This window comes from Bradyrhizobium betae, assembly GCF_004123905.1.
Taxonomy (GTDB): domain Bacteria; phylum Pseudomonadota; class Alphaproteobacteria; order Rhizobiales; family Xanthobacteraceae; genus Bradyrhizobium; species Bradyrhizobium betae_A.
Genome location: NZ_MZXW01000021.1, coordinates 230745 through 250087 on the forward strand (window position 1 = coordinate 230745; position 19343 = coordinate 250087).

The window sequence follows — 19343 nt, forward strand, 5'->3', positions numbered from 1 at the left end:
CCTCTGTTGCGCATTCCCCCGCATCGGCTACACCAGAGCCGGTGCTCCGGCCCGCGCGCAGTCCCAGCGCGCCCTGCCGGCGCCTGAGATGGCTCCGACTGCATCATGCAAAATGTCTCGATCCCGGCGGCGCTGATTGCCGGCCTCGTCAGCTTCCTCTCCCCCTGCGTCCTGCCGCTGGTCCCGCCCTACCTGATCTATCTCACGGGTGCGACGATCGAGCATGTCAAGAGCGCCGATGAGGCTGCGGCCTCCAAGCGTGCGATCATGATGTCGGCGCTGCTGTTCGTGCTCGGCTTCTCCACGGTGTTCGTGGCGCTCGGCGCCAGCGCCTCGCTGATCGGCGGGCTGATCCGGGCCTGGTCGGCCGAGCTGTCGATCCTCGCCGGCATCGTCATCATCGTGATGGGTCTGCACTTCCTCGGATTGACCCGCATCGGCCTGTTGATGCGTGAGGGACGCCTGCCGATCCCCAGACCCGTCGGCCTCTGGGGCGCCTACATTATGGGCCTAGCCTTCGCCTTTGGCTGGACGCCCTGCATCGGCCCGATCCTGGCCGCGATCCTCTCGATCGCCGCGGCCGAAGCCACGGTGACCAAGGGCGCGGGGCTCCTCGCGGTCTATTCGGCCGGTCTCGGCATTCCCTTCCTGATCGCCGCGCTGATGATCGAGCAATTCTCAAAACTGTTTGCGCGCATGAAGGGCCATCTCGTCAATGTCGAGCGCGGCATGGGCGTGTTGATGGTGATCACCGGTATCGGCTTCCTCACCGGCGCGGTCTCGAATGTGAGCATCTGGCTGCTCGAGACGTTTCCGGCGCTTCAGACGATCGGGTAGAGCCGCTTCTCGCGCGTCACCGAAGGCGAGCGGGCGCGCGCTCATGAAGGCCATGAGCCCGCGCCCTGGTGCGGCCTAGCCGATCCCTTCGTCAGTAATCCCAGAACACCGGCACAAAACGGAAGGCGTCGCCATCGGTGGCCACGCGGCCGATGGACGGGAACGGCAGGTGCGTGGCCACCAGCATCTCGCTGCTCTCGGCGATCTCGCGCAGAAGACGGACGCGAACCCGCGCCGCCTCTTCGGGATCATGTTCGAAACCGTTATGCCAGTCGGGTTGCTCGAACCCGACGGCAAACACGGCGTCGCCGGCGAATGTCAGGGCGTCGTCGTCGGATGCGATGCGAACCACGGAGTGCCCGGGGGTGTGACCGCCAGTGCGACGGGCGATGACGCCGGGCGCGATCTCGTGCGTCTCATCGAATGTGCGCAGCTGGCTGCCATACTCCTTCACGAACCGCTTGGCGGTGGCGCGAAGCGCGTCGGGGAATCCCGGCGGCATGGCGACGCGGGAGAAATCGGGTGCCTCCCAGAACTTGACCTCGGCAGCCGCCACGTGGATACGCAGGTCCTTGCGCAGCCGCTGCTTGACGCCGTCGACGAGCAGCCCGCCGATGTGATCCATGTGCATGTGGGTCAGCACCAGATCGGTCACCGCCGAGAGGTCGATGCCGGCGGCCTCAAGTCGCCGGATCAATTGGCCGGCCCGGGGCAAGTTCAGGTTGGGGTCGGATCCGAGGCCGGCGTCGATGAGGATGGTCTTGCCGCCGCTGCGGACCATGACCGCATTCAGCGCCCAGTCGAACGCGTCCTGCGGCAGGAACCTGTCGTGCAGCCAGGCCGCCCGGACGGTCGGGTCGGCGTTGTGCGCCAGCATCGTGGTTGGCAGTGGCAGCACGCCGTCGCTGACCACGAGCACGTCGATGTCGCCGATCTTCAGTGCGTAGCGCGACGGAACAAGTTCTTCGCGGCCTGATCCCACTGGATATGAAGTGTTGTGCAGGTTCATGTTCGTCTCCTGTTGCATGATGAGTGTTTCCGGCTGTTCCTGGTTGAGCAGGCCGCGCGGCCGGGAGCGCGCGGTCGTCATCGCTTCGTGCGTCAGAGATCGGTGACGCGCTCCGGATCGGCCGATGCGAGCGCGGCGGCGCGCGCAGCTTTCGGCGGATAGATCCAGACGGTGTTGATCTCCTGCTTCGTTTTCTTGGCGACGTCGCCGACCATCTCGACGGTGCGCTCCCATCCGCGCGTGAACAGTGCGCCGGCTTCGCCGAGGTCGAGACAGGTGACGTAGGCCTTCTGGTGGTAGGGCCTGGTCGGAATGCCGAGCAGCTCGGCGGCCGCGTTGTTGCCGGCAAAGGCGCCCATGCGCGTGGCGTGCTGACACGACATCAGCGCGTAATTGCCGTCGTCATCGCAGGCCGCGCGGGCGGCATCGCCGGTCGCAAAGACGCCGGCGATACCCGGCACGCGCAGATGGCGATCGACCAGCAGCCGGCCGAAATTGTCGCGCTCGGCGGGGATCTGCGCCGTCAATGGCGCGGCGCGGATGCCGGCCGCCCAGACCACCGTCCCGGTTTCGATGTGTTCGCCGGTCGACAGCGTCACGCCGGATTTGTCGAGCGAGGCGACGCCGGCCCCTAGCCGTGTCTCGACGCCGAGCCTGCGCAATGCGTCCTCGATCACCGAGCGGGCGCCTTCGCCCATGTCGGGCGCGATCGCGCTGTTGCGCTCGACGATGATCACGCGCGTCGTGGAATCCTTGCCGAGGATCTTGCGCAGGCGCGCGGGCAACTCGGTCGCGGCCTCGATGCCCGTAAAACCGCCCCCGGCGACGACGACCGTGTCGCGTCCGTTCGCGGCCGGCCGGTCGGCGAGGCCGTGCAGATGCTTGTCCAGCGTAATCGCGTCATCGAGGGAATCGACGCTAAAACCGTGCTCGGCAAGGCCGGGAATGTTGGGGCGGAACAGGCGGCTGCCGGTGGCGACCACCAGGCGGTCGTAGGACAGGGTCTTCTTCGTGCCGTTTGCCGTGGTGATCTGCACTGTCCGCGCCTCGGTGTTGACGGTCTCGGCGCTGCCCTGGATGTAGTGGACGTCGATCGCCTCGAGAACGTCGAGCAGCGGTGCTGTCAGGGTTTCCGGCTTCGGCTCATAGAGCCGCGGACGGACCACCAGCGTCGGCTCCGGTGCGATCAGCGCGAGCTCGAGATCGTCAGGCGAAGCGCCCTTGATGTCGCGCAGGCGGGCGGCGGAGAGGGCGGCGTACATGCCGGCGAAGCCGGCGCCGATGATGAGTAGTCGCATGTGATTCACTCCTGAGTTTTATTCTTGGGTTGTTTTTGGGTCTGGTCGGTCCGAGACGCGCGTGTCATCGCCGCTGCCGAATGCAAGCAGGCCTGTTGCGAGCGCGGAGAGATGAGACGGAAACGGGCGGGCCGTTATGGCGCGGTGCAGTTCGGCAGCGAGGACAGCAGCGCAGGACCTTCGCATGCCGTGCTGCAGCTTCGCGGGCCCAAGAGCCAGCCGCGCAGGGCTAGCGGCATCGCAGGCTTACTCGGCCAATCATGACTGATCAGGATTGACGTCGCGGCATTGGCGCTTGGCCCGATTTGTGCCGGCGCTTCCTCGGCCGTCGGCGAGGTAAGACGCACGGTCAGTGAGAGCCCGTACACGATCGCCGTCGAGACGGCTCTTCGTCGCGGTGCAATTGCAAGGCGTTTCCAGTTCATCGTCTGCCTCCGTCCGCATGATGTGACGTTGCGATGTGTAGCGAACCGGATGTTCGACTGCCCCAGAGCGATTGCCGTCGCTATCGAGAGATTGCTGCTAACGCACGCGCCTGCGCCAATCGCTCGGCGTTTCGCCCGTGAGCTTCTTGAATGCCGCGGCAAAGGCGGTCTGCGAGGCATAGCCGAGCGCGGCTGCGACCGAGACGACCGATTCGTCACTCTCCCGCAGCATGTTCATGGCCTGCTCGAGCCGGTGCTGGCGCAGCCAGGCGTGCGGCGAGAGCCCGGTGCTCTCCTTGAAGGACCGGCAGAAATGGAAGCGCGACAGGCCGGCGTCGGAGGCAAGCGCCGAAAGCGAGACGTCTGCATCGCTGTCCGACCGCAACCGTTCGATCGCACGGAGCAGGACCTTCGGCGACAGCCCACCCATGGTCGGTTGGAATGTGGATGGCGAACCTGTGTGGGCAACCAGCAGGCGCGTGGCCAGAAGGTCCGTCAGCTGATGGCGGAACAGCATATCGAGGGCTCCGTTGCCCTGCAGCGTCTCCGCTGCGCTCAAGAGCAGTCTGGACGTGATGGGGTCAGGATGCGCCGTCCGCTCCAGCAGATCGCTCGCTCCGGCGGTTCCTGCTTCGTTGGCAACGCGCTTCAGCGTTGCATTCGGAAGATAGAGTTGAACCACGTCGACAGGCTTCGGAATATCCCATCGCGAGCTCGATCCTTCCGGAATGATGATCACGACTCCGGCACGAAACGTACCGATCGCAACCGATCGTCCTGTCCGGCGCTCCATGCGTTGCATCACGCCGTTGTACGCCATGATCACGTGGTGGCTCATGGGCTCGACGATGTCGTGCAATGGATCATGTTTCCAGTGCGCGATCCCGGCGCCGGAGGAATCCAATGCCATGCGAGCCGGTTCGGTCCTGAGCACCCGCGCCATCTCCGCATCGGCGCGCCGCTCAGATGACGAGCTGTCGTCCGGCTGTTCGGCTGGCGCGGGCGGCAAGCCCTTGTGCGATGGATTGCGCATGCGTGCGGTGCTCTCGATCATTGCGTGGCTTCTCCTGACCGTCTTAAGCTGCGGATCAGATGTCCGTATTTGTACGGGCGGCGCGTTCTATGCGCTGCGAAGGCTCAGGGTCTTTCCTGAAGCGGCCATGCTTTGTCCGATCCTGCTCTGGGCAGGCGCGCGTTTTCGCAAACGCACGCCGGACGGCGCTGCGCTGCTATGGAACGGAGACCGCAGGGAGCTTGCCGGATCGGATGTTCGGTGCGGCGGCCGGTTTCCCTTCCAGTCGCTTCAGTGCGCCTCGTCCAGCGCGCAGACCACCGTGCAGACGACGCCGCGCGGCAGGAAGTCGACGGTGGCCTCGCCGCCGAGCTGATCGCGCGCGCTGCGCTCGATCAGACGGGAGCCGAAGCCGCGCCGCACCGGCTCGGTCACCGGCGGCCCGCCGATCTCGGTCCAGATCAGGCGCAGCCGCGGCTTGGGGGTGTCGGCGATGACCTCCCACTCGAGCGTCACCCGGCCGGTCTCGTTGGACAGCGCGCCGTATTTCGCGGCGTTGGTGGCGATCTCGTGCACGATCATCGACAGCACCACGGCGAGCCGCGGCGACAGCGGCACCGCGGGGCCGGTCATGCGGATACGTTCGGGACCGGAGAGCAGGAACGGTTGGAGCACGCGCGTCACCACGTCCTTCAGCTCGGAGCCGGCCCATTTCTCCTGGCTGAGCAGATTATGCGCCTCGGCGAGCGCGCCAAGACGGCCCTCGAACTTGGTCCGTTCATCGCGGCTTGCGCTGCGGAAGGTCTGCACCGCGATCGCCTGCATCAAGGCCAGCGTGTTCTTGACGCGGTGATTGAGCTCATCGATCAAGAGATCATGCAGCATCTCGCCGCGCGCGATCGTGGTCGCCATCCGCACTGCAAACGTGAGACCCGTCAACAGCAGGATGCCGCCGATCAGGCTGGTGATGGCGATGTTGCGCCACAGCGGCGCGATCAGTGAACTCTCGGGGACGCCGGCGGCCACGGTCCAGCCGGTCAGCCGCGAGCGGGTATAGGCGGAGGCGAGTGGAATGCCGTCGAGCGACACGGTCGGGAGTGACGCCTCGTTGCCGCGAAACATCTCGGCGTAGAACGAGGGCGAGGCGCGCTTGCCGAACGACTCGGTGGGGTTCGGCACGCGCGCGAACACGGTGCCCTTGGCGTCAAGCAGGGACACCGTCCATTGCCGGTCGGGTCGCTGCTTCTCGACCAGCTCCTGGAAGATGCCGACCGGCGGGCCGAAGCAGAGGTCGTAGATCACCTCGCCGTCGCGGAACACCGGCACTTCGACGGTGAGAACCTGCCGCTGGTCGAGCGTGCCGGTGAACAGGTCGGAATATTGCGGCACCTTGGTCGCGAACACTTTCTCGACGATCACCAGATTGCCGCGCGGCGGCAGGCTCGCGATGTCCTCCGTCGCCGAGGAGAACAACAGCCGGCCCTTGCGGTCGGAGATCAGGACCAGGCCGCCCTTGCCGTATTGGTCGAGGAAGCCGAGCGCGATGCGGCGAAAGTTTGGGAAGTCGTCGGTGCGCAGCGAGTTCGTCAGCGCCAGCACCTGCAAGCCGCCGGTCATCCGCTGCACCTCGGAATCCAGCACGAGGCGCATGCTGCGCACGTTCTCCAGCACGCGGCGGTTCGCGTCGCTGCGGTCCTGCTTGTAATTGTAGAAGGCGATGCCGACCGCGAAGATGATCATCGGCAGCGTCGTTCCCGCGACCAGGAGAGCGAGCCGGACCGGCAGGGTGAACTTGGACAAACGCGGGCGTCCCGGTTCCAGCGCGACAGCGCCGGATGATGATTTTGGCCAGAACCATACGGGCAGGACCTGCATCGCGCCACGATTTTCGCGTGCGGGGAGCAGTCCAGAAGGATTTTGCAGCGCAGTGCAGGAGGTCTGCGCTTCAGCTCATGCTGATTGCGGTCAGCAGCAGACACAAGAGGTAGACGGCCGCCAGGCTGAGTCCGGCGATCCGGGCTTCTCGCTGCGATGTCATGCGGTCAACTCCGGGAGGGCGGCCGCCGTCGCGGCGGCCGCCCGTCTGTCGGTATCAATCGATTTCCTGGACGACGGTGCGCGTGCCCGGATCCACGAGCATCACGCGCTCGCCGGAATAGACGTAGCGATATTTCGTCAGCGACGGACCCCAGTCAGACGGAACGGCTTCGAGCTCGACGTCGCTTGGAACCGTTGCGCCGACGATGATCTTCTCCTTTGTCGTCACCGGACGGAGATGATGTTCGGTGACGTAGGATTTGATCCTCGTCCGGTATTGCGGCTCGATCTGAACCGCTGCCGCGTGACCGGTTCCGGTGGTGGTCACCACGGTCGATTGCGCGAACGCGCCGGTCGAAATCAGGATGGCCGCGGCGGAAAGCAGGAACAGCTTCTTCATCTTGTCCTCCTCGATGGCAATATGCGCCGCAACAACATCCGATGGCAGACGGCGTTCCTGCGAATAGGAACAAATTGCTACTTTTTCCCGTTTGTGAATCGGCCGGGCCGGACAGCCCGGCGATTGGAGGAGAAGAAAATGAAGTTGAAAGCAGTAACCGCGGCGCTGATGCTTGCCGCAATATCCCTGCCGGCGTTCGCGGCCGACGAGTTCTACGTCGTCCAGGACGTCAAGACCAAGAAGTGCACGATCGTCGACAAGAAACCGACGGACACGTCCATGACCGTCGTCAGCCCGTCAGGCACGATCTACAAGTCGCGCACCGAGGCTGAAAGCGGCATGAAGACCGTCAAGGTCTGCACGTCAAACTGAGGAGAGATGACCCAATGCCAGTCCTGATTTTGTGGGCCGTGCCCGCCGTGCTGGTGATCGGCGGCGGCATCTATTTGATCGGCCATTTTCATTGACGGACAACGAAGCGTCATGCCCGGGCTTGTCCCGGGCATCCACGTTCTTCGTTCCTCTTGGCTAAGATGTGGATGGCCGGGACAAGCCCGGCCATGACGACTCCTCGCAAAAGCCCAAGGGAACGTCCGCAGTCTCAGAGATTGCTCTCGGTGATCGCGGCGTAGACCATGCTGCGCAGCTCGCGCCGGATCGGATAGGCACTCGACGGCAGCACCTGCGTCATGAAGATGGTAATGAGCTCCTCGGCCGGATCGATCCAGAACGAGGTCGTGGCCGCGCCGCCCCAATTGTATTCGCCGGGGCTGCCGGCAATCAGCGTTTCCGCCGGGCGCATGGTTACGGCAAAGCCGAGGCCGAAGCCGATGCCATTATAGGCGGCCTCGGCGAACATCGAGCGCGACACCTCGGGCAGCGCACGTCCTCCGGGGATATGGTTGCTCGTCATCAGCGCCAGCGTCTTCGGCCCGATCAGCCTGACGCCACCGAGTTCGCCGCCATTGAGCAACGCGCGGCAGAAGGTCAGATAGTCGGCCATCGTCGAGCACAGCCCGCCGCCGCCGGAGATGAGCGAGGGCGGGGTCAGGAACGAGCTCGTGGCCGGGTCGTCCTGGAGCGTCAGGCCCTCGCGGCGCTGGCCGGCATGGAAGGTAAATCCACCAGCGGGATCGGCATTGTAGCAGGCGGCGAAGCGATGCGCCTTCGAAGCCGGCACGTGGAAATCGGTGTCGGTCATGCCGAGCGGATCAAGGATGCGTGTTTTCAGGAACTGCTCGAACGGCATGCCGGAGATCTTGCCGACGAGGTAGCCGAGCACGTCGGTCGAGACCGAGTAGTTCCAGGCCTCGCCGGGCGAGAATTCCAGCGGGATCTTGGCGAGGCTCTCGATCATGCTCTGGAGCGTGCCCGACTTCTCGACCTCGCCGATCTTCTCGGCGCGATAGGCGGCATCGACATTGGAACGCTGCTGGAAGCCGTAAGTCAGTCCGGAAGTGTGGCGCAGCAGGTCCACGATCAGCATCGGCCGGGACGGCGGCCGGGTCAGGAACGCAGGCGCAGTGCCGGCGACGAACACGCCGAGGTCCTTCCATTCCGGAATGTATTTTGCGACCGGCTCGTCGATCGCGACGAGGCCTTGCTCGACCAGCATCATGAAGGCGACGCTGGTGAGCGGCTTGGTCATGGAATAGATGCGGTAGATTGTGTCGTCCTTGATCGGCGCCTTGCGCTCGACATCGGCAAGGCCCTGGACGGAGCTGTGGGCGATCTTGCCGCGGCGGTAGACCAGCAGATGCGTGCCCGGGAAGCGGCCGGCATCGATGTACCTGGTCTTCAGATGCGCATCGACGCGGTCGAGCGCGGCCTTGGACATGCCCACGGATTCGGGCGAAGCGGGGGTCGGGGCGAGCATCAGTTCCTCCGGGGCATTTTGTCGGAAAGTTGATACCGAAATGGCGGCCTCATTCCAAGCCGGTTGCGCTTAACGTGGCCCCGACGACTGGTGTAGGCTGCAGTCTGGAACGCCTCCAAGGAGCCCATCCGGGCCAAAGAGAAAAACGCAGGGCAGACGCATATGACCCAGTTCAATGAGACCGAACTCACCGAAGCCGTGGTCGCGAGCTTCGACAATACGCCAAATCCGCGTGCAAAATTCCTGCTCCAGGAATTGGTGAAGTCGCTGCACGATTACGTGAGCAAGACCGGTCTCACCTTCGAGGAGTGGGAATACGCCATCGATTTCCTGACCCGCACCGGCCAGAAATGCACCGACACCCGCCAGGAGTTCATCCTGCTGTCGGACGTGCTCGGCGTCTCCATGCTGGTGGACGCGGTCAACCACCGGGAGCGCGAGGGCGCCACCCAGACCACCGTGCTCGGCCCGTTCTATGTCGGCGAGCACAAGGTGACCGCGCACGGCATCGATATCTCTCCCAACAATCAAACCGGTGAACGCATGTTCGTGCAGAGCCGCGTCACCGATCTCAAGGGCAAGCCGCTTGTGGGCGTTCCCGTCGACGTCTGGCACGCCGATGACGACGGCTTCTACGATTCACAGAAGGCGAATTACGATGAGGTTGGCGCTTCGGCGCGGGCGCGCTTCATCACCGACAGCGACGGCCGCTTCTTCTTCCGCACCATTTTGCCGTGCAGCTATCCGATCCCGACCGACGGTCCGGTCGGCGAGATGATCGCGCAGACCAGGCGTCATCCGATGCGCCCTGCGCATGTGCACTTCCTGGTCAACGCCAAGGGCTACGAGCCGCTGATCACCCACGTCTTCATGGACGGCGACAAATATCTCGATTCCGACGTCGTGTTCGGCGTCAAGGACGACCTCGTCGCCAAGGTCGAGCCGCGCAACGATGCGGCGATGCCCGACGGCAGCAAGGCGAACGGGCAGTGGCATTTGATGACTTACGAATTCCATCTCAAGCCGGGCGGCGGCATGGCGCCGAAGCCGCTGGGGACGAAGGCGGCGGAGCCGGTCTGACGGCCCGCTGGAAACGCGGCAGCCTTAGCGTAACAGGCTTGGCGCGTAACAGTCTTGGCGCGCAAGACGTCCGCGGTGCTTCTGACAGCGGCGCAATAGCGGACTTCAGAGAGTTTCCGAGTTGCGCCAAGGGCAGGCTCAGGCGTTGCCGCGATCATCACTGGTCGATCACCTCGCCGAGCGGCAAAGATCGTTAATAGTATGATTTATGCAAGATCCCGTTTGCGCGGCGAGGACGGCGGTCAGCTCTCCGCAATTATCCGTGCTTGATCTCGACCAATGGCTCTGTTTGGATAGTTGCCCTTCGGCAATTCGTATTTCGGATAATCATGGCAGATGAGAAAAATGGATACCGTCGTTCGTCGGGTGCTCGTTCACAAGAAAGCATCGTGACTGTCCACCGCACCGGCATCGGGAATCGGTTACTGGCGGCGTTGCCGGCGGCGGATCTCGGCTTGCTCACGCCCTACTTCCAGAAGATATCGTTCGAACCCGGTGCCGTGCTGGTTCGGTCAGGCGATGAGCTCGACCCGGTTTGTTTTCCCCATAGCGGCGCAATCGCCTTCATGCTCGATATGCCGGACGGGCAAACAGTCGCAACCACCTTGATGGGACGGGAAGGTGCTTTGGCCTCGTTCTCCGTGCTCGGCCCATCGCTTTCATCGGTGACCGCGGTTGCTCGCATGGCCGGCACAGCATCGCTGATCTCTGCCGGAAAATTTCGGGCTGCCTATGGGCAAAGCGCAGCCATCAGGAATGTCGTGCAGGTCCACGCCCGCGCTGTGTTGCTGCAGCTCCAGCACGTAGCCGCTTGCAATGCGCTGCACCGGGTGGATGGCCGCATGGCGCGATGGCTCCTGCAACTTCACGACCGCGTTCTCGACGACCTGCTTCCGGTAACGCAGGAGGCGCTTGCACAATTGCTCGGGGTGCGACGGACGACAGTGAATCTGATGATGAGCAAACTACGCGAAACCGGCGCCGTCAGGTCCGACCGGCGCGGGCTGGTAGAGATCGATCGGGCGCGGCTCGAGAGGGTCGCATGCGATTGTTATGCGCTCATGCAGCGCAAGATCGATCGGATGTATTGCCAGGAATTGGAGGCGCCGCAGCCTACCTATGCGCCGTTCCGAGAACGCGCCTTCGTCGCCTCCGACGGCTAGTGACGCCAACACTCGGCTAACGCGCGTGCAGCAGCGCCAGCAGCACGACGACCGCGCAGGCGAGCACCGCCGAGGTCAGCTTCCAGAACATCAGCGGGCTGCGCTCCAGCAGGGGTGTGATCCGCGTGTTGAGATAGGCCGGATTGGGCGAGCGAAGTTCGAAGACGAATTCCGAGAGATCCTCGTGCCGCTTGTAGGGATCGGGATGGAGCGCGCGCCTCAGCGCGCCGTCGACCCACGCAGGCACGTTGCGGTCGTCGTCGGCCGGGCGATATTGCAGCCGCCGCACATCCGCCTTGCGCCTGATCCTCGCGACCTGGGTGCCATAGGGCAGCTTTCCCGTGAGCATCTGGTAGCAAATCACGGCCAGCGAAAACATGTCGGAGCGCGGCGAGCCGCCTTGCCCAAGAAAATATTCCGGTGCGGTATACTGGACCGTTCCGAGGATTTCGTCGGCATCGTCCTGCGGTGCGGCTTCCGCGACACCGGCGACCCTGACCGATCCGAAGTCGATGATCTTTGCTGTGCCGGTCTTGTCGATCAGGATGTTGTCGGGCCTGAGGTCCTGATGCAGCATCTCCATGCGGTGGAAGGCGCGCAGGCCCGCGGCGATCTGCTCGATCAGGCCGCGCACGGTTTCGAGGTCCGGGCGCGGATTGTCGGTCATCCACTGCCGCAAGGTCTGCCCCTCGACGAATTCGGTCGCGACGTAGAGGTAACCGCGCCGTCGCGACTGTGACAGCGGCTTGAGCACATGCGGGCTGTCGATCCGCCGCGCGATCCATTCCTCCATCAGGAAGCGCTTGAGATAGGCCGCGTTGTCGCGCAAATCGATCGACGGCAGTTTGAGCGCGACCGGCGCATCGGTCTCGGGATCGACGGCAAGATAGATGTGGCTGCGGCTGCTGCCGTGGATCTCCCTGATAATCCTGTAGCCGTCGAAGATCGCCCGCGGCTCCGGCAGCGGGGGCAGCGGCAGCTCCGAGCTCTGATTGAAGATGCTGGCCGGCTCGCGCTGCGGCACCGCATCGATGCGGAGGATCTGGACAGTGATGTTATCATCGCTGCCGCGCCGGTAGGCTTCCTCGACGATCGCCTTCGCCGCACCGTCGAGCTCGGCCGCATGCTCGCTGAGCGCGTTCGTGACGAAGCGCTGCTCGACGAATTCGTAGGCGCCGTCGGTCGCCAGCAGGAAAGTGTCGCCGGCCTCGATCTCGACGGCCTGGTAGTCGATTTCGAGCTGCGGATTGATGCCGAGCGCGCGGCCGAGATAGGTCTGCTCCGACGATACGATAATACGGTGATCGTCGGTCAGCTGCTCCAGCGCCTTGCCGGCGACGCGGTAGATGCGGCAATCGCCGACATGGAAGATGTGCGCGGTGGTCGCCTTGATGACCATGGCGCTCAGCGTGCAGACATAGCCTTTGTCCCGGTCATAGGCATATTGGCTCTTGCGCGTCTGCGCATGCAGCCACGAATTGGTCGCCTCCAGCACGCGGCGGGCGGAGGTCTTCACCGTCCAGGATTCCGACGTGCAGTAATAGTCCATCAGGAAGCTCTTGACCGCCGACTCGCTGGCGATCTGGCTCACCGTGCTGCTGGAGATGCCGTCGGCGAGAACGGCCGCGATGCCCTTGAGGCTGAGCTGAGGCTCTTCCGGAACGAGGACGCCGTGAAAATCCTGGTTGACGGGCTTGCGCCCCCTGTCGGAGTACTGGCCGATCGAGATCCGGAGTCCGCGCGTCATCGTCGTCACCAAGGCAAAGAGAGCCTCACCCTAACCGGGCGAGGCTCTCTTGTTGAGGTGCGTGTGATCAGGCCGCGACGCGGGGCGGCGTGACCTTGCCGGCCTGGCGTTTCGGCTGGGTCATGACGTGCGTGGCGTAGAGGGTCATGCCGGTGAAGGCGAGGCCGCCGACGAGGTTGCCGAGCACGGTCGGGATCTCGTTCCAGATCAGATAGTCCATGATCGAGAATTTTGCGTGCAGCATCAGGCCCGACGGGAACAGGAACATGTTCACCACCGAGTGCTCGAACACCATGTAGAAGAACACCAGGATCGGCATCCACATCGCGATGACCTTGCCGGGGACCGAGGTCGAGATCATGGCGCCGACGACGCCGGTCGAGACCATCCAGTTGCAGAGCATGCCGCGCAGGAACAGCGTCGCCATGCCGGCGGCGCCGTGGGCGGCATAGCCCAGCGTTCGGCCTTCGCCGATGTTGCCGATGGCCGCGCCGACCTTGTCGGGGTCCTGCGTGAAGCCGAACGTCGTGACGAAGGCCATCATGAAGGCGACGGTGAAGGCGCCGGCGAAATTGCCGACGAAGACGAGGCCCCAGTTGCGCAGCACGCCGCCAAAGGTGACGCCCGGGCGCTTGTCGAGCAGCGCGAGCGGCGACAGCACGAACACGCCGGTCAGGAGATCGAAGCCCAGCAGATAGAGCATGCAGAATCCGACAGGAAACAGCAGCGCGCCGACCAGCGGCTGGCCGGTGTTGACGTTGATGGTGACGGCGAACCAGGCCGCCAGCGCCAGGATAGCGCCGGCCATATAGGCCCGGATGATGGTATCCCGGGTGGACATGAAGATCTTGGACTCACCTGCATCCACCATCTTGGTGACGAATTCCGAAGGCGCGAGATACGACATCAATGGTTCCTTTTGCTTCGTAAGTGAGATCGACACACGCACCAGGGGCGCGCGACTGAACGTGGTTGAACGTCGGGCCGTGCGGACGGTTCTGCCGCGCACGAGGGCTATGGAAGGTTTGGAAGCCGTGGGAATCGCGTCACGAGGACTGAGCCGGGAAGGGCCGCGAAGCAGTTGAGCTTCCGGATGCAGCCGCCAGAGGCTGCAACAATGCGGCAAAGCCGCAGTCTTCGTTGACGTCCATGGAAATGCAAGTTGCGTGCCGTGTGGGTTTGCTAGAAAAGACAAGCGATATCAACTCGATGGCGCTCGGCCTGATCCAGCTTTTGCGGACGCCGCGGCCCGTTGCGTAGGCGACTGCATAACATTTGTGCGGCGCACAATAATTGGGCAGGTCGCAAATTTCGCGTGCGCCGCAAACCTGCGACAGACTGGCGCGGATCATATAAGCATATGATTTTATTTCAGTTTTTATGGTCGTGGGCTTGGCATGAAGCTTGAATAGTTCCAAGCCGACGCCATTGAAGCCGTCCCGCGAGACTTCTCATCCGAATTTGCTGACGCCACCCAGGCGGGGGTCTCCCCGTCGCGCGTTCGCATGCGTCCTTTTTCGGGCGCCACGGACGGACGGGCTGCTCGTGCGCACTGACGCAATCATTCGCAACGACGCAAAGGACGACACCAGCTATGACCAAGCGCATTCGCCGGCCTTCGGATAGTGGCCTCAGCCGCCGTCAATTGTTGAAGGCCACCGGCAGCACCGCTGCCCTTCTCGCCGCCGCCAAGCTGAATTTCCCCGCCGGCGCCTTCGCGCAGGATGCAGGCCCCGAGGTCAAGGGTGCCAAGCTCGGCTTCATCGCACTGAGCGATGCCGGCCCGCTCTTCGTCGCCAAGGACAAGGGCCTGTTCGCCAAATACGGCGTGCCCGACACCGACGTGCAGAAGCAGGCCTCATGGGGCACCACGCGCGACAATCTCGTGCTCGGCTCTGAGGGCAACGGCATCGACGGCGCGCACATCCTGACGCCGATGCCGTATCTGATCTCGGCCGGCAAGGTGACGCAGAACAACCAGCCGACGCCGATGTACATTCTGGCGCGGCTTAATCTCGACAGCCAGTGCATCTCGGTGGCCAACGAATATGCCGACCTCAAGCTCGGCGTCGACGCGACGCCGTTCAAGGCGGCGCTGGAGAAAAAGAAGGCCTCCGGCAAGTCGGTGAAGGCCGCGATGACCTTCCCCGGCGGCACGCACGATCTCTGGATCCGCTACTGGCTCGCCGCCGGCGGCATCGATCCCGACAAGGACATCGAGACCATCGTGGTGCCGCCGCCGCAGATGGTGGCCAATATGAAGGTCGGCACCATGGACTGCTTCTGCGTCGGCGAGCCCTGGAACCTGCAGCTGATCCACCAGAACATCGGCTACACCGCCATCAATACCGGCGAGCTCTGGAACAAGCATCCGGAAAAATCCTTCGGCATGCGCGCCGCCTTCGTCGACAAATATCCGAAGGCCTCCAAGGCGCTGCTGATGGCGGTGATGGAGGCCCAGCAATGGGCCGACAAGGCCGAGAACAAGGCGGAGCTCGCCGCCATCATGGGCAAGCGGCAGTGGATGAACTGTCCGGTCGAGGACGTGCTCGATCGCACGGCCGGCAAGTTCGACTACGGCATCCCCGGGAAGGTGGTCGAGAACTCGCCGCACATCATGAAGTACTGGCGCGACTTCGCCTCCTATCCGTTCCAGAGCCACGACCTCTGGTTCCTGACCGAGGACATCCGCTGGGGCAAGTACGAGGCGAATTTCGACACCAAGGCCCTGATCGCCAAGGTCAACCGCGAGGACATGTGGCGCGACGCGGCCAGGACGCTTGGCGTAGCTAGCTCCGAGATCCCGGCCTCGACCTCGCGCGGCAAGGAGACCTTCTTCGACGGCAAGGTGTTCGATCCCGAAAATCCGGCGGCCTATCTGAAGTCGCTCGCGATCAAGCGCGTCGAAGTCTGATGGAGCCAGCGGCCGCCGTCATCAGGCGGCCGCGTCGTCCTTTGAAGCCGGAGAGATATTGCGATGAATATGCCTGCCACGAAGATCGAGGTTGAGACCGCGACGCCTGCGGCTACCGCAGCGCCTGTTGTCGCGATGACGCCGAAGCGTGCGCCGCGCAGTGAAGCTTACGCACGCATGGCACGGGAGGCCGCCGTGCGCGTGGTCCCGCCGCTGGTCGTGATCGCGCTCTTGATGCTGGTGTGGGAGCTGGTCTGCCGCCGCGCCGGCTCGGCGCTGCCGCCGCCGTCAAAGGTCTTCAAGGACACCAAGGAATTGATCGTCGATCCGTTCTTCGACCATGGCGGCATCGACAAGGGCCTGTTCTGGCATCTCTCCGCCAGCCTCCAGCGCGTCGCGCTCGGCTACTCGCTCTCCGCCATCGCCGGCATCGCGCTCGGCGTGCTGGTCGGACAGTCGGTCTGGGCGATGCGCGGGCTCGATCCGCTGTTCCAGGTGTTGCGCACCATCCCGCCGTTGGCCTGGCTGCCGCTGTCGCTTGCAGCGTTCCGCGATGGCCAGCCTTCGGCGATCTTCGTCATCTTCATCACCTCGGTCTGGCCGATCATCATTAACACCGCGGTCGGCATCCGCAACATCCCGCAGGATTACCGCAACGTCGCCGCCGTGGTGCAGCTCAACCCGCTCGAGTTCTTCGCCAAGATCATGATCCCGGCCGCCGCACCCTATATCTTCACGGGGCTTCGCATCGGCATCGGCCTGTCGTGGCTCGCGATCGTCGCGGCGGAAATGCTGATCGGCGGCGTCGGCATCGGTTTCTTCATCTGGGACGCTTGGAACTCCTCGCATATCAGCGAAATCATCCTGGCGCTGTTCTACGTCGGCATCATCGGCTTTGTGCTCGACCGCCTGATCGCGGGGCTCGGCAAGGTCGTTACGCGCGGCACCGCGATAAGCTAAGGGGAAGGGACACATGACCGCCTATCTCAAACTCGACCACATCGACAAGATCTTTACCCGCGGCAATGCCACGACCGAGGTGCTGAAGGACATCAACCTGACCATCGAGAAGGGGCAGTACGTCTCGATCATCGGCCATTCCGGTTGCGGCAAGTCGACCCTGCTCAACATCATCGCCGGGCTCACGACCGCCTCGACCGGCGGTGTGCTGCTGGAGAACCGCGAGGTGAACTCGCCCGGGCCCGATCGTGCGGTGGTGTTTCAGAACCACAGCCTGTTGCCGTGGTTGACCGTGTACGAGAACGTCCGGCTCGGCGTCGACAAGGTCTTCGCCAAAACCAAGACCAGGGCCGAGCGCGATGCCTGGGTGATGCACAATCTCAACCTCGTGCAGATGGCCCATGCCAGGGACAAGCGCCCTTCCGAAATCTCGGGTGGCATGAAACAGCGCGTCGGCATTGCGCGAGCGCTGGCGATGGAGCCGAAGGTGCTGCTGCTGGATGAGCCCTTCGGCGCGCTCGACGCGCTGACCCGGGCGCATTTGCAGGACTCGGTGATGGCGCTCCATCAGAAGCTCGGCAACACCATTTTGATGATCACCCACGACGTCGACGAAGCCGTGCTGCTGTCCGACCGCATCGTGATGATGACGAACGGGCCGAGCGCGCGCATCGGCGAGGTGCTGGAAGTGCCGCTCGCGCGCCCCCGCAAGCGGCTAGAGCTCGCCACCAACACGACTTACCTGAAGTGCCGGCAGCGCGTGCTCGAATTCCTCTATGAGCGTCATCGCTTCGTCGAGGCCGCCTGACGCATCGCTGACACCGCGCCTAATTTTGGATCATCAAGCTCAATCCTTGTGCGCCGCACAAAGATTGAGCGAATCGCAAAATATGCGTGCGAAACAGCCTTGCAAAAGTTTCGGTCAATTCGAATAAACCCCTGAATTCCCTGTCTTTCCCGGCTACACGCAATTGGCACGGAAATTGAAATACTTTGTCCGACGCCAACGACGACGTCCCTCAACATCATCAATCAGCATCGTGAACTCGCCATCGGGGCCTGGCCTCGACGCGCGCCTCCATGCCTGGAGGCAGAGCCTGCAACGAAGCAGCGGTGAGCCTGGAAGGGATTTGCAATGACGAAGAATCCGACGTGGATATCTGACTGGCGCCCCGAAGATGAGGCGTTCTGGAATGCGGGCGGCAAGGCCATCGCCCGGCGTAACCTGATCTGGTCGATCGTCGCCGAGCATATCGGCTTCTCGGTGTGGCTGATCTGGAGCATCGTTGCGACCAAGCTGCCGCAGGCGGGCTTCCATTACTCTACCGACCAGCTGTTCCAGCTCGTCGCGGTGCCCGGGCTGATCGGCGCCTTCATGCGCTTTCCCTATACGTTCGCGGTTACGACCTTCGGCGGTCGCAACTGGACCATCTTCAGTGCGGCGATCCTGTTCATTCCGACGCTGTCGCTCGCTTATTTCGTCAGCCAGCCCGACACGCCGTTCTGGCTGATGCTGCTGATCGCCTCGACGGCAGGTCTCGGCGGCGGGAATTTCGCCTCAAGCATGACCAACATCTCCTTCTTCTTCCCCGACCGGATGAAGGGATGGGCGCTCGGCTTGAATGCGGCCGGCGGCAATATCGGCGTCTCCAGCGTGCAGCTCTTGACCCCGATCCTGATGACGCTCGCGGTCATCAACCTGTTCCAGGCAACCCCCGTCGACGGCGTCTTTCTGCAGAACGCCGGTCTGATGTGGGTCCTGCCGATCGCGATCGCGGTGTTCGGTGCGGTGTTCTTCATGAACAACCTCACCACGGCCAAGTCGTCGATCAAGAATCAGCTCGCGGTGGTCAAGCGCAAGCACACCTGGATTATGGCGTATCTCTATATCGGCACGTTCGGATCCTTCATCGGCTACTCCGCGGCGTTCCCGCTGCTGATCAAGACGCAGTTTCCGCAGGTCACGATCGCGATCGCGTTCCTCGGGCCGCTGGTCGGCTCGCTGTCGCGACCACTTGGTGGCTTGCTCGCCGACAAGATCGGCGGCTCCATCCTCACCTTCTGGAATTTCATCGCGATGGCGGCGGCAACGGTCGGCGTGCTCTACTTCGTCGGGCACAAGGATTTTATCGGTTTCCTCGTGATGTTCCTGATCCTGTTCGTCACGACGGGCATTGGCAACGGCTCGACCTATCGGATGATCCCCTCGATCTTCCGCGAGCAAAATTTGTTCAAGGTCCGCGGTAAGGGTGACGCTGCTCGCGCGATGGCCCTGAAGACGGCGAGCATCGAGAGTGGTGCTGCGGTCGGCTTCATCGGCGCGATCGGCGCCGTCGGCGGCTATCTGATCCCGAGCGGTTTTGGCAAGTCGATCGCCATGACCGGTGGTCCCTCGCTCGCGCTCGCGATCTATCTTGGCTTCTATGCCTCCTGCCTCGCTCTGACCTGGTGGTTCTACCTGCGTCGCAGCCCGCAGGGTGAGGGCGCGCCAAGCCTCGCCGAAGCTCGGGTGTGACAGTTGGTACGAATCTCGCTTCTCCCCGTACGCGGGGAGAAGTCTCGCTGATGACGTTTGACCCATGAAC

Annotated in this window: 16 protein-coding genes; 8 read left to right on the forward strand and 8 right to left on the reverse strand. The window is 63.6% G+C overall.

The genetic code is table 11. The annotated features are described in order from the left end of the window. Positions 1-105: 105 nt before the first annotated feature. Positions 106-837, forward strand: coding sequence for a cytochrome c biogenesis CcdA family protein (locus B5V03_RS19285; RefSeq protein WP_129271977.1), 732 nt, complete (start codon positions 106-108; stop codon positions 835-837). Positions 838-928: 91 nt separating this feature from the next. On the opposite strand, the gene B5V03_RS19290 is transcribed toward B5V03_RS19285, so the two are convergent. The 5 genes from B5V03_RS19290 to B5V03_RS19315 all read right to left on the reverse strand — a co-directional run bounded on the left by B5V03_RS19290 (position 929) and on the right by B5V03_RS19315 (position 7018). Beyond that, positions 929-1846, reverse strand: coding sequence for an MBL fold metallo-hydrolase (locus tag B5V03_RS19290; protein WP_164988138.1), 918 nt, complete (start codon positions 1844-1846; stop codon positions 929-931). Positions 1847-1938: 92 nt separating this feature from the next. Beyond that, positions 1939-3144, reverse strand: a complete 1206-nt coding sequence (locus B5V03_RS19295; RefSeq protein WP_129271978.1) for an NAD(P)/FAD-dependent oxidoreductase — start codon at positions 3142-3144, stop codon at positions 1939-1941. 522 nt (positions 3145-3666) lie between these two features. Next, positions 3667-4623 carry a helix-turn-helix domain-containing protein gene (locus B5V03_RS19305; protein WP_129271980.1) on the reverse strand — a complete coding sequence of 319 codons (957 nt, stop codon included), beginning with the start codon at positions 4621-4623 and terminating at the stop codon, positions 3667-3669. A gap of 249 nt (positions 4624-4872) precedes the next feature. Further along, positions 4873-6381 carry a sensor histidine kinase gene (locus B5V03_RS19310; protein ID WP_164988126.1) on the reverse strand — a complete coding sequence of 503 codons (1509 nt, stop codon included), beginning with the start codon at positions 6379-6381 and terminating at the stop codon, positions 4873-4875. A gap of 292 nt (positions 6382-6673) precedes the next feature. Beyond that, on the reverse strand, positions 6674-7018 hold the full coding sequence (locus B5V03_RS19315; RefSeq protein WP_129271981.1) for a DUF1236 domain-containing protein: 345 nt from the start codon (positions 7016-7018) through the stop codon (positions 6674-6676). A 138-nt stretch (positions 7019-7156) separates the two neighbouring features. Here B5V03_RS19315 and B5V03_RS19320 point away from each other — a divergent pair, with 138 nt between their 5' ends. Further along, positions 7157-7390, forward strand: a complete 234-nt coding sequence (locus B5V03_RS19320) for a hypothetical protein (protein WP_129271982.1) — start codon at positions 7157-7159, stop codon at positions 7388-7390. A gap of 229 nt (positions 7391-7619) precedes the next feature. Here B5V03_RS19320 and B5V03_RS19325 read toward each other — a convergent pair whose 3' ends face one another. Next, complete coding sequence (locus B5V03_RS19325) at positions 7620-8894, reverse strand: serine hydrolase domain-containing protein (protein WP_129271983.1); 1275 nt, start codon at positions 8892-8894, stop codon at positions 7620-7622. Positions 8895-9056: 162 nt separating this feature from the next. On the opposite strand from B5V03_RS19325, the gene B5V03_RS19330 reads away from it, so the two are divergent. Next, positions 9057-9974, forward strand: coding sequence for an intradiol ring-cleavage dioxygenase (locus B5V03_RS19330; RefSeq protein WP_129271984.1), 918 nt, complete (start codon positions 9057-9059; stop codon positions 9972-9974). Between the two features lie 329 nt (positions 9975-10303). Then, positions 10304-11137, forward strand: coding sequence for a Crp/Fnr family transcriptional regulator (locus B5V03_RS19335; RefSeq protein ID WP_129271985.1), 834 nt, complete (start codon positions 10304-10306; stop codon positions 11135-11137). Between the two features lie 16 nt (positions 11138-11153). On the opposite strand, the gene B5V03_RS19340 is transcribed toward B5V03_RS19335, so the two are convergent. Both B5V03_RS19340 and B5V03_RS19345 read right to left on the reverse strand, forming a co-directional pair. Continuing rightward, positions 11154-12884 (reverse strand): bifunctional protein-serine/threonine kinase/phosphatase, encoded by a 1731-nt coding sequence (locus B5V03_RS19340; protein WP_164988127.1) that lies wholly within the window; start codon positions 12882-12884, stop codon positions 11154-11156. 67 nt (positions 12885-12951) lie between these two features. Continuing rightward, the gene (locus B5V03_RS19345) at positions 12952-13791 is read right to left on the reverse strand and encodes a formate/nitrite transporter family protein (protein WP_129271987.1); all 840 of its coding nucleotides are present in this window, start codon (positions 13789-13791) and stop codon (positions 12952-12954) included. A gap of 687 nt (positions 13792-14478) precedes the next feature. On the opposite strand from B5V03_RS19345, the gene B5V03_RS19355 reads away from it, so the two are divergent. The 4 genes from B5V03_RS19355 (at position 14479) to B5V03_RS19370 (ending at position 19273) form a co-directional block, all read left to right on the forward strand. Further along, entirely contained in the window at positions 14479-15798 is a 1320-nt protein-coding gene (locus B5V03_RS19355; protein ID WP_129271988.1) for a CmpA/NrtA family ABC transporter substrate-binding protein, read from the forward strand. A gap of 63 nt (positions 15799-15861) precedes the next feature. Next, the gene (ntrB, locus tag B5V03_RS19360) at positions 15862-16758 is read left to right on the forward strand and encodes a nitrate ABC transporter permease (RefSeq protein WP_129271989.1); all 897 of its coding nucleotides are present in this window, start codon (positions 15862-15864) and stop codon (positions 16756-16758) included. A 13-nt stretch (positions 16759-16771) separates the two neighbouring features. Continuing rightward, entirely contained in the window at positions 16772-17566 is a 795-nt protein-coding gene (locus B5V03_RS19365) for an ABC transporter ATP-binding protein (protein WP_129271990.1), read from the forward strand. Positions 17567-17893: 327 nt separating this feature from the next. Further along, complete coding sequence (locus tag B5V03_RS19370) at positions 17894-19273, forward strand: MFS transporter (protein WP_129271991.1); 1380 nt, start codon at positions 17894-17896, stop codon at positions 19271-19273. Positions 19274-19343: the final 70 nt, after the last annotated feature.

Coding starts and splice junctions, on each gene's coding strand:
- B5V03_RS19315 (WP_129271981.1), bottom strand. CDS start 7,018: ATGAAGAAGCTGTTCCTGCTTTCCGCCGCGGCCATCCTGATTTCGACC.
- B5V03_RS19320 (WP_129271982.1), top strand. CDS start 7,157: ATGAAGTTGAAAGCAGTAACCGCGGCGCTGATGCTTGCCGCAATATCC.
- B5V03_RS19370 (WP_129271991.1), top strand. CDS start 17,894: ATGACGAAGAATCCGACGTGGATATCTGACTGGCGCCCCGAAGATGAG.
- B5V03_RS19335 (WP_129271985.1), top strand. CDS start 10,304: ATGGCAGATGAGAAAAATGGATACCGTCGTTCGTCGGGTGCTCGTTCA.
- B5V03_RS19290 (WP_164988138.1), bottom strand. CDS start 1,846: ATGAACCTGCACAACACTTCATATCCAGTGGGATCAGGCCGCGAAGAA.
- ntrB (WP_129271989.1), top strand. CDS start 15,862: ATGAATATGCCTGCCACGAAGATCGAGGTTGAGACCGCGACGCCTGCG.
- B5V03_RS19345 (WP_129271987.1), bottom strand. CDS start 13,791: ATGTCGTATCTCGCGCCTTCGGAATTCGTCACCAAGATGGTGGATGCA.
- B5V03_RS19325 (WP_129271983.1), bottom strand. CDS start 8,894: ATGCTCGCCCCGACCCCCGCTTCGCCCGAATCCGTGGGCATGTCCAAG.
- B5V03_RS19305 (WP_129271980.1), bottom strand. CDS start 4,623: ATGATCGAGAGCACCGCACGCATGCGCAATCCATCGCACAAGGGCTTG.
- B5V03_RS19295 (WP_129271978.1), bottom strand. CDS start 3,144: ATGCGACTACTCATCATCGGCGCCGGCTTCGCCGGCATGTACGCCGCC.
- B5V03_RS19355 (WP_129271988.1), top strand. CDS start 14,479: ATGACCAAGCGCATTCGCCGGCCTTCGGATAGTGGCCTCAGCCGCCGT.
- B5V03_RS19340 (WP_164988127.1), bottom strand. CDS start 12,884: ATGACGCGCGGACTCCGGATCTCGATCGGCCAGTACTCCGACAGGGGG.
- B5V03_RS19330 (WP_129271984.1), top strand. CDS start 9,057: ATGACCCAGTTCAATGAGACCGAACTCACCGAAGCCGTGGTCGCGAGC.
- B5V03_RS19365 (WP_129271990.1), top strand. CDS start 16,772: ATGACCGCCTATCTCAAACTCGACCACATCGACAAGATCTTTACCCGC.
- B5V03_RS19285 (WP_129271977.1), top strand. CDS start 106: ATGCAAAATGTCTCGATCCCGGCGGCGCTGATTGCCGGCCTCGTCAGC.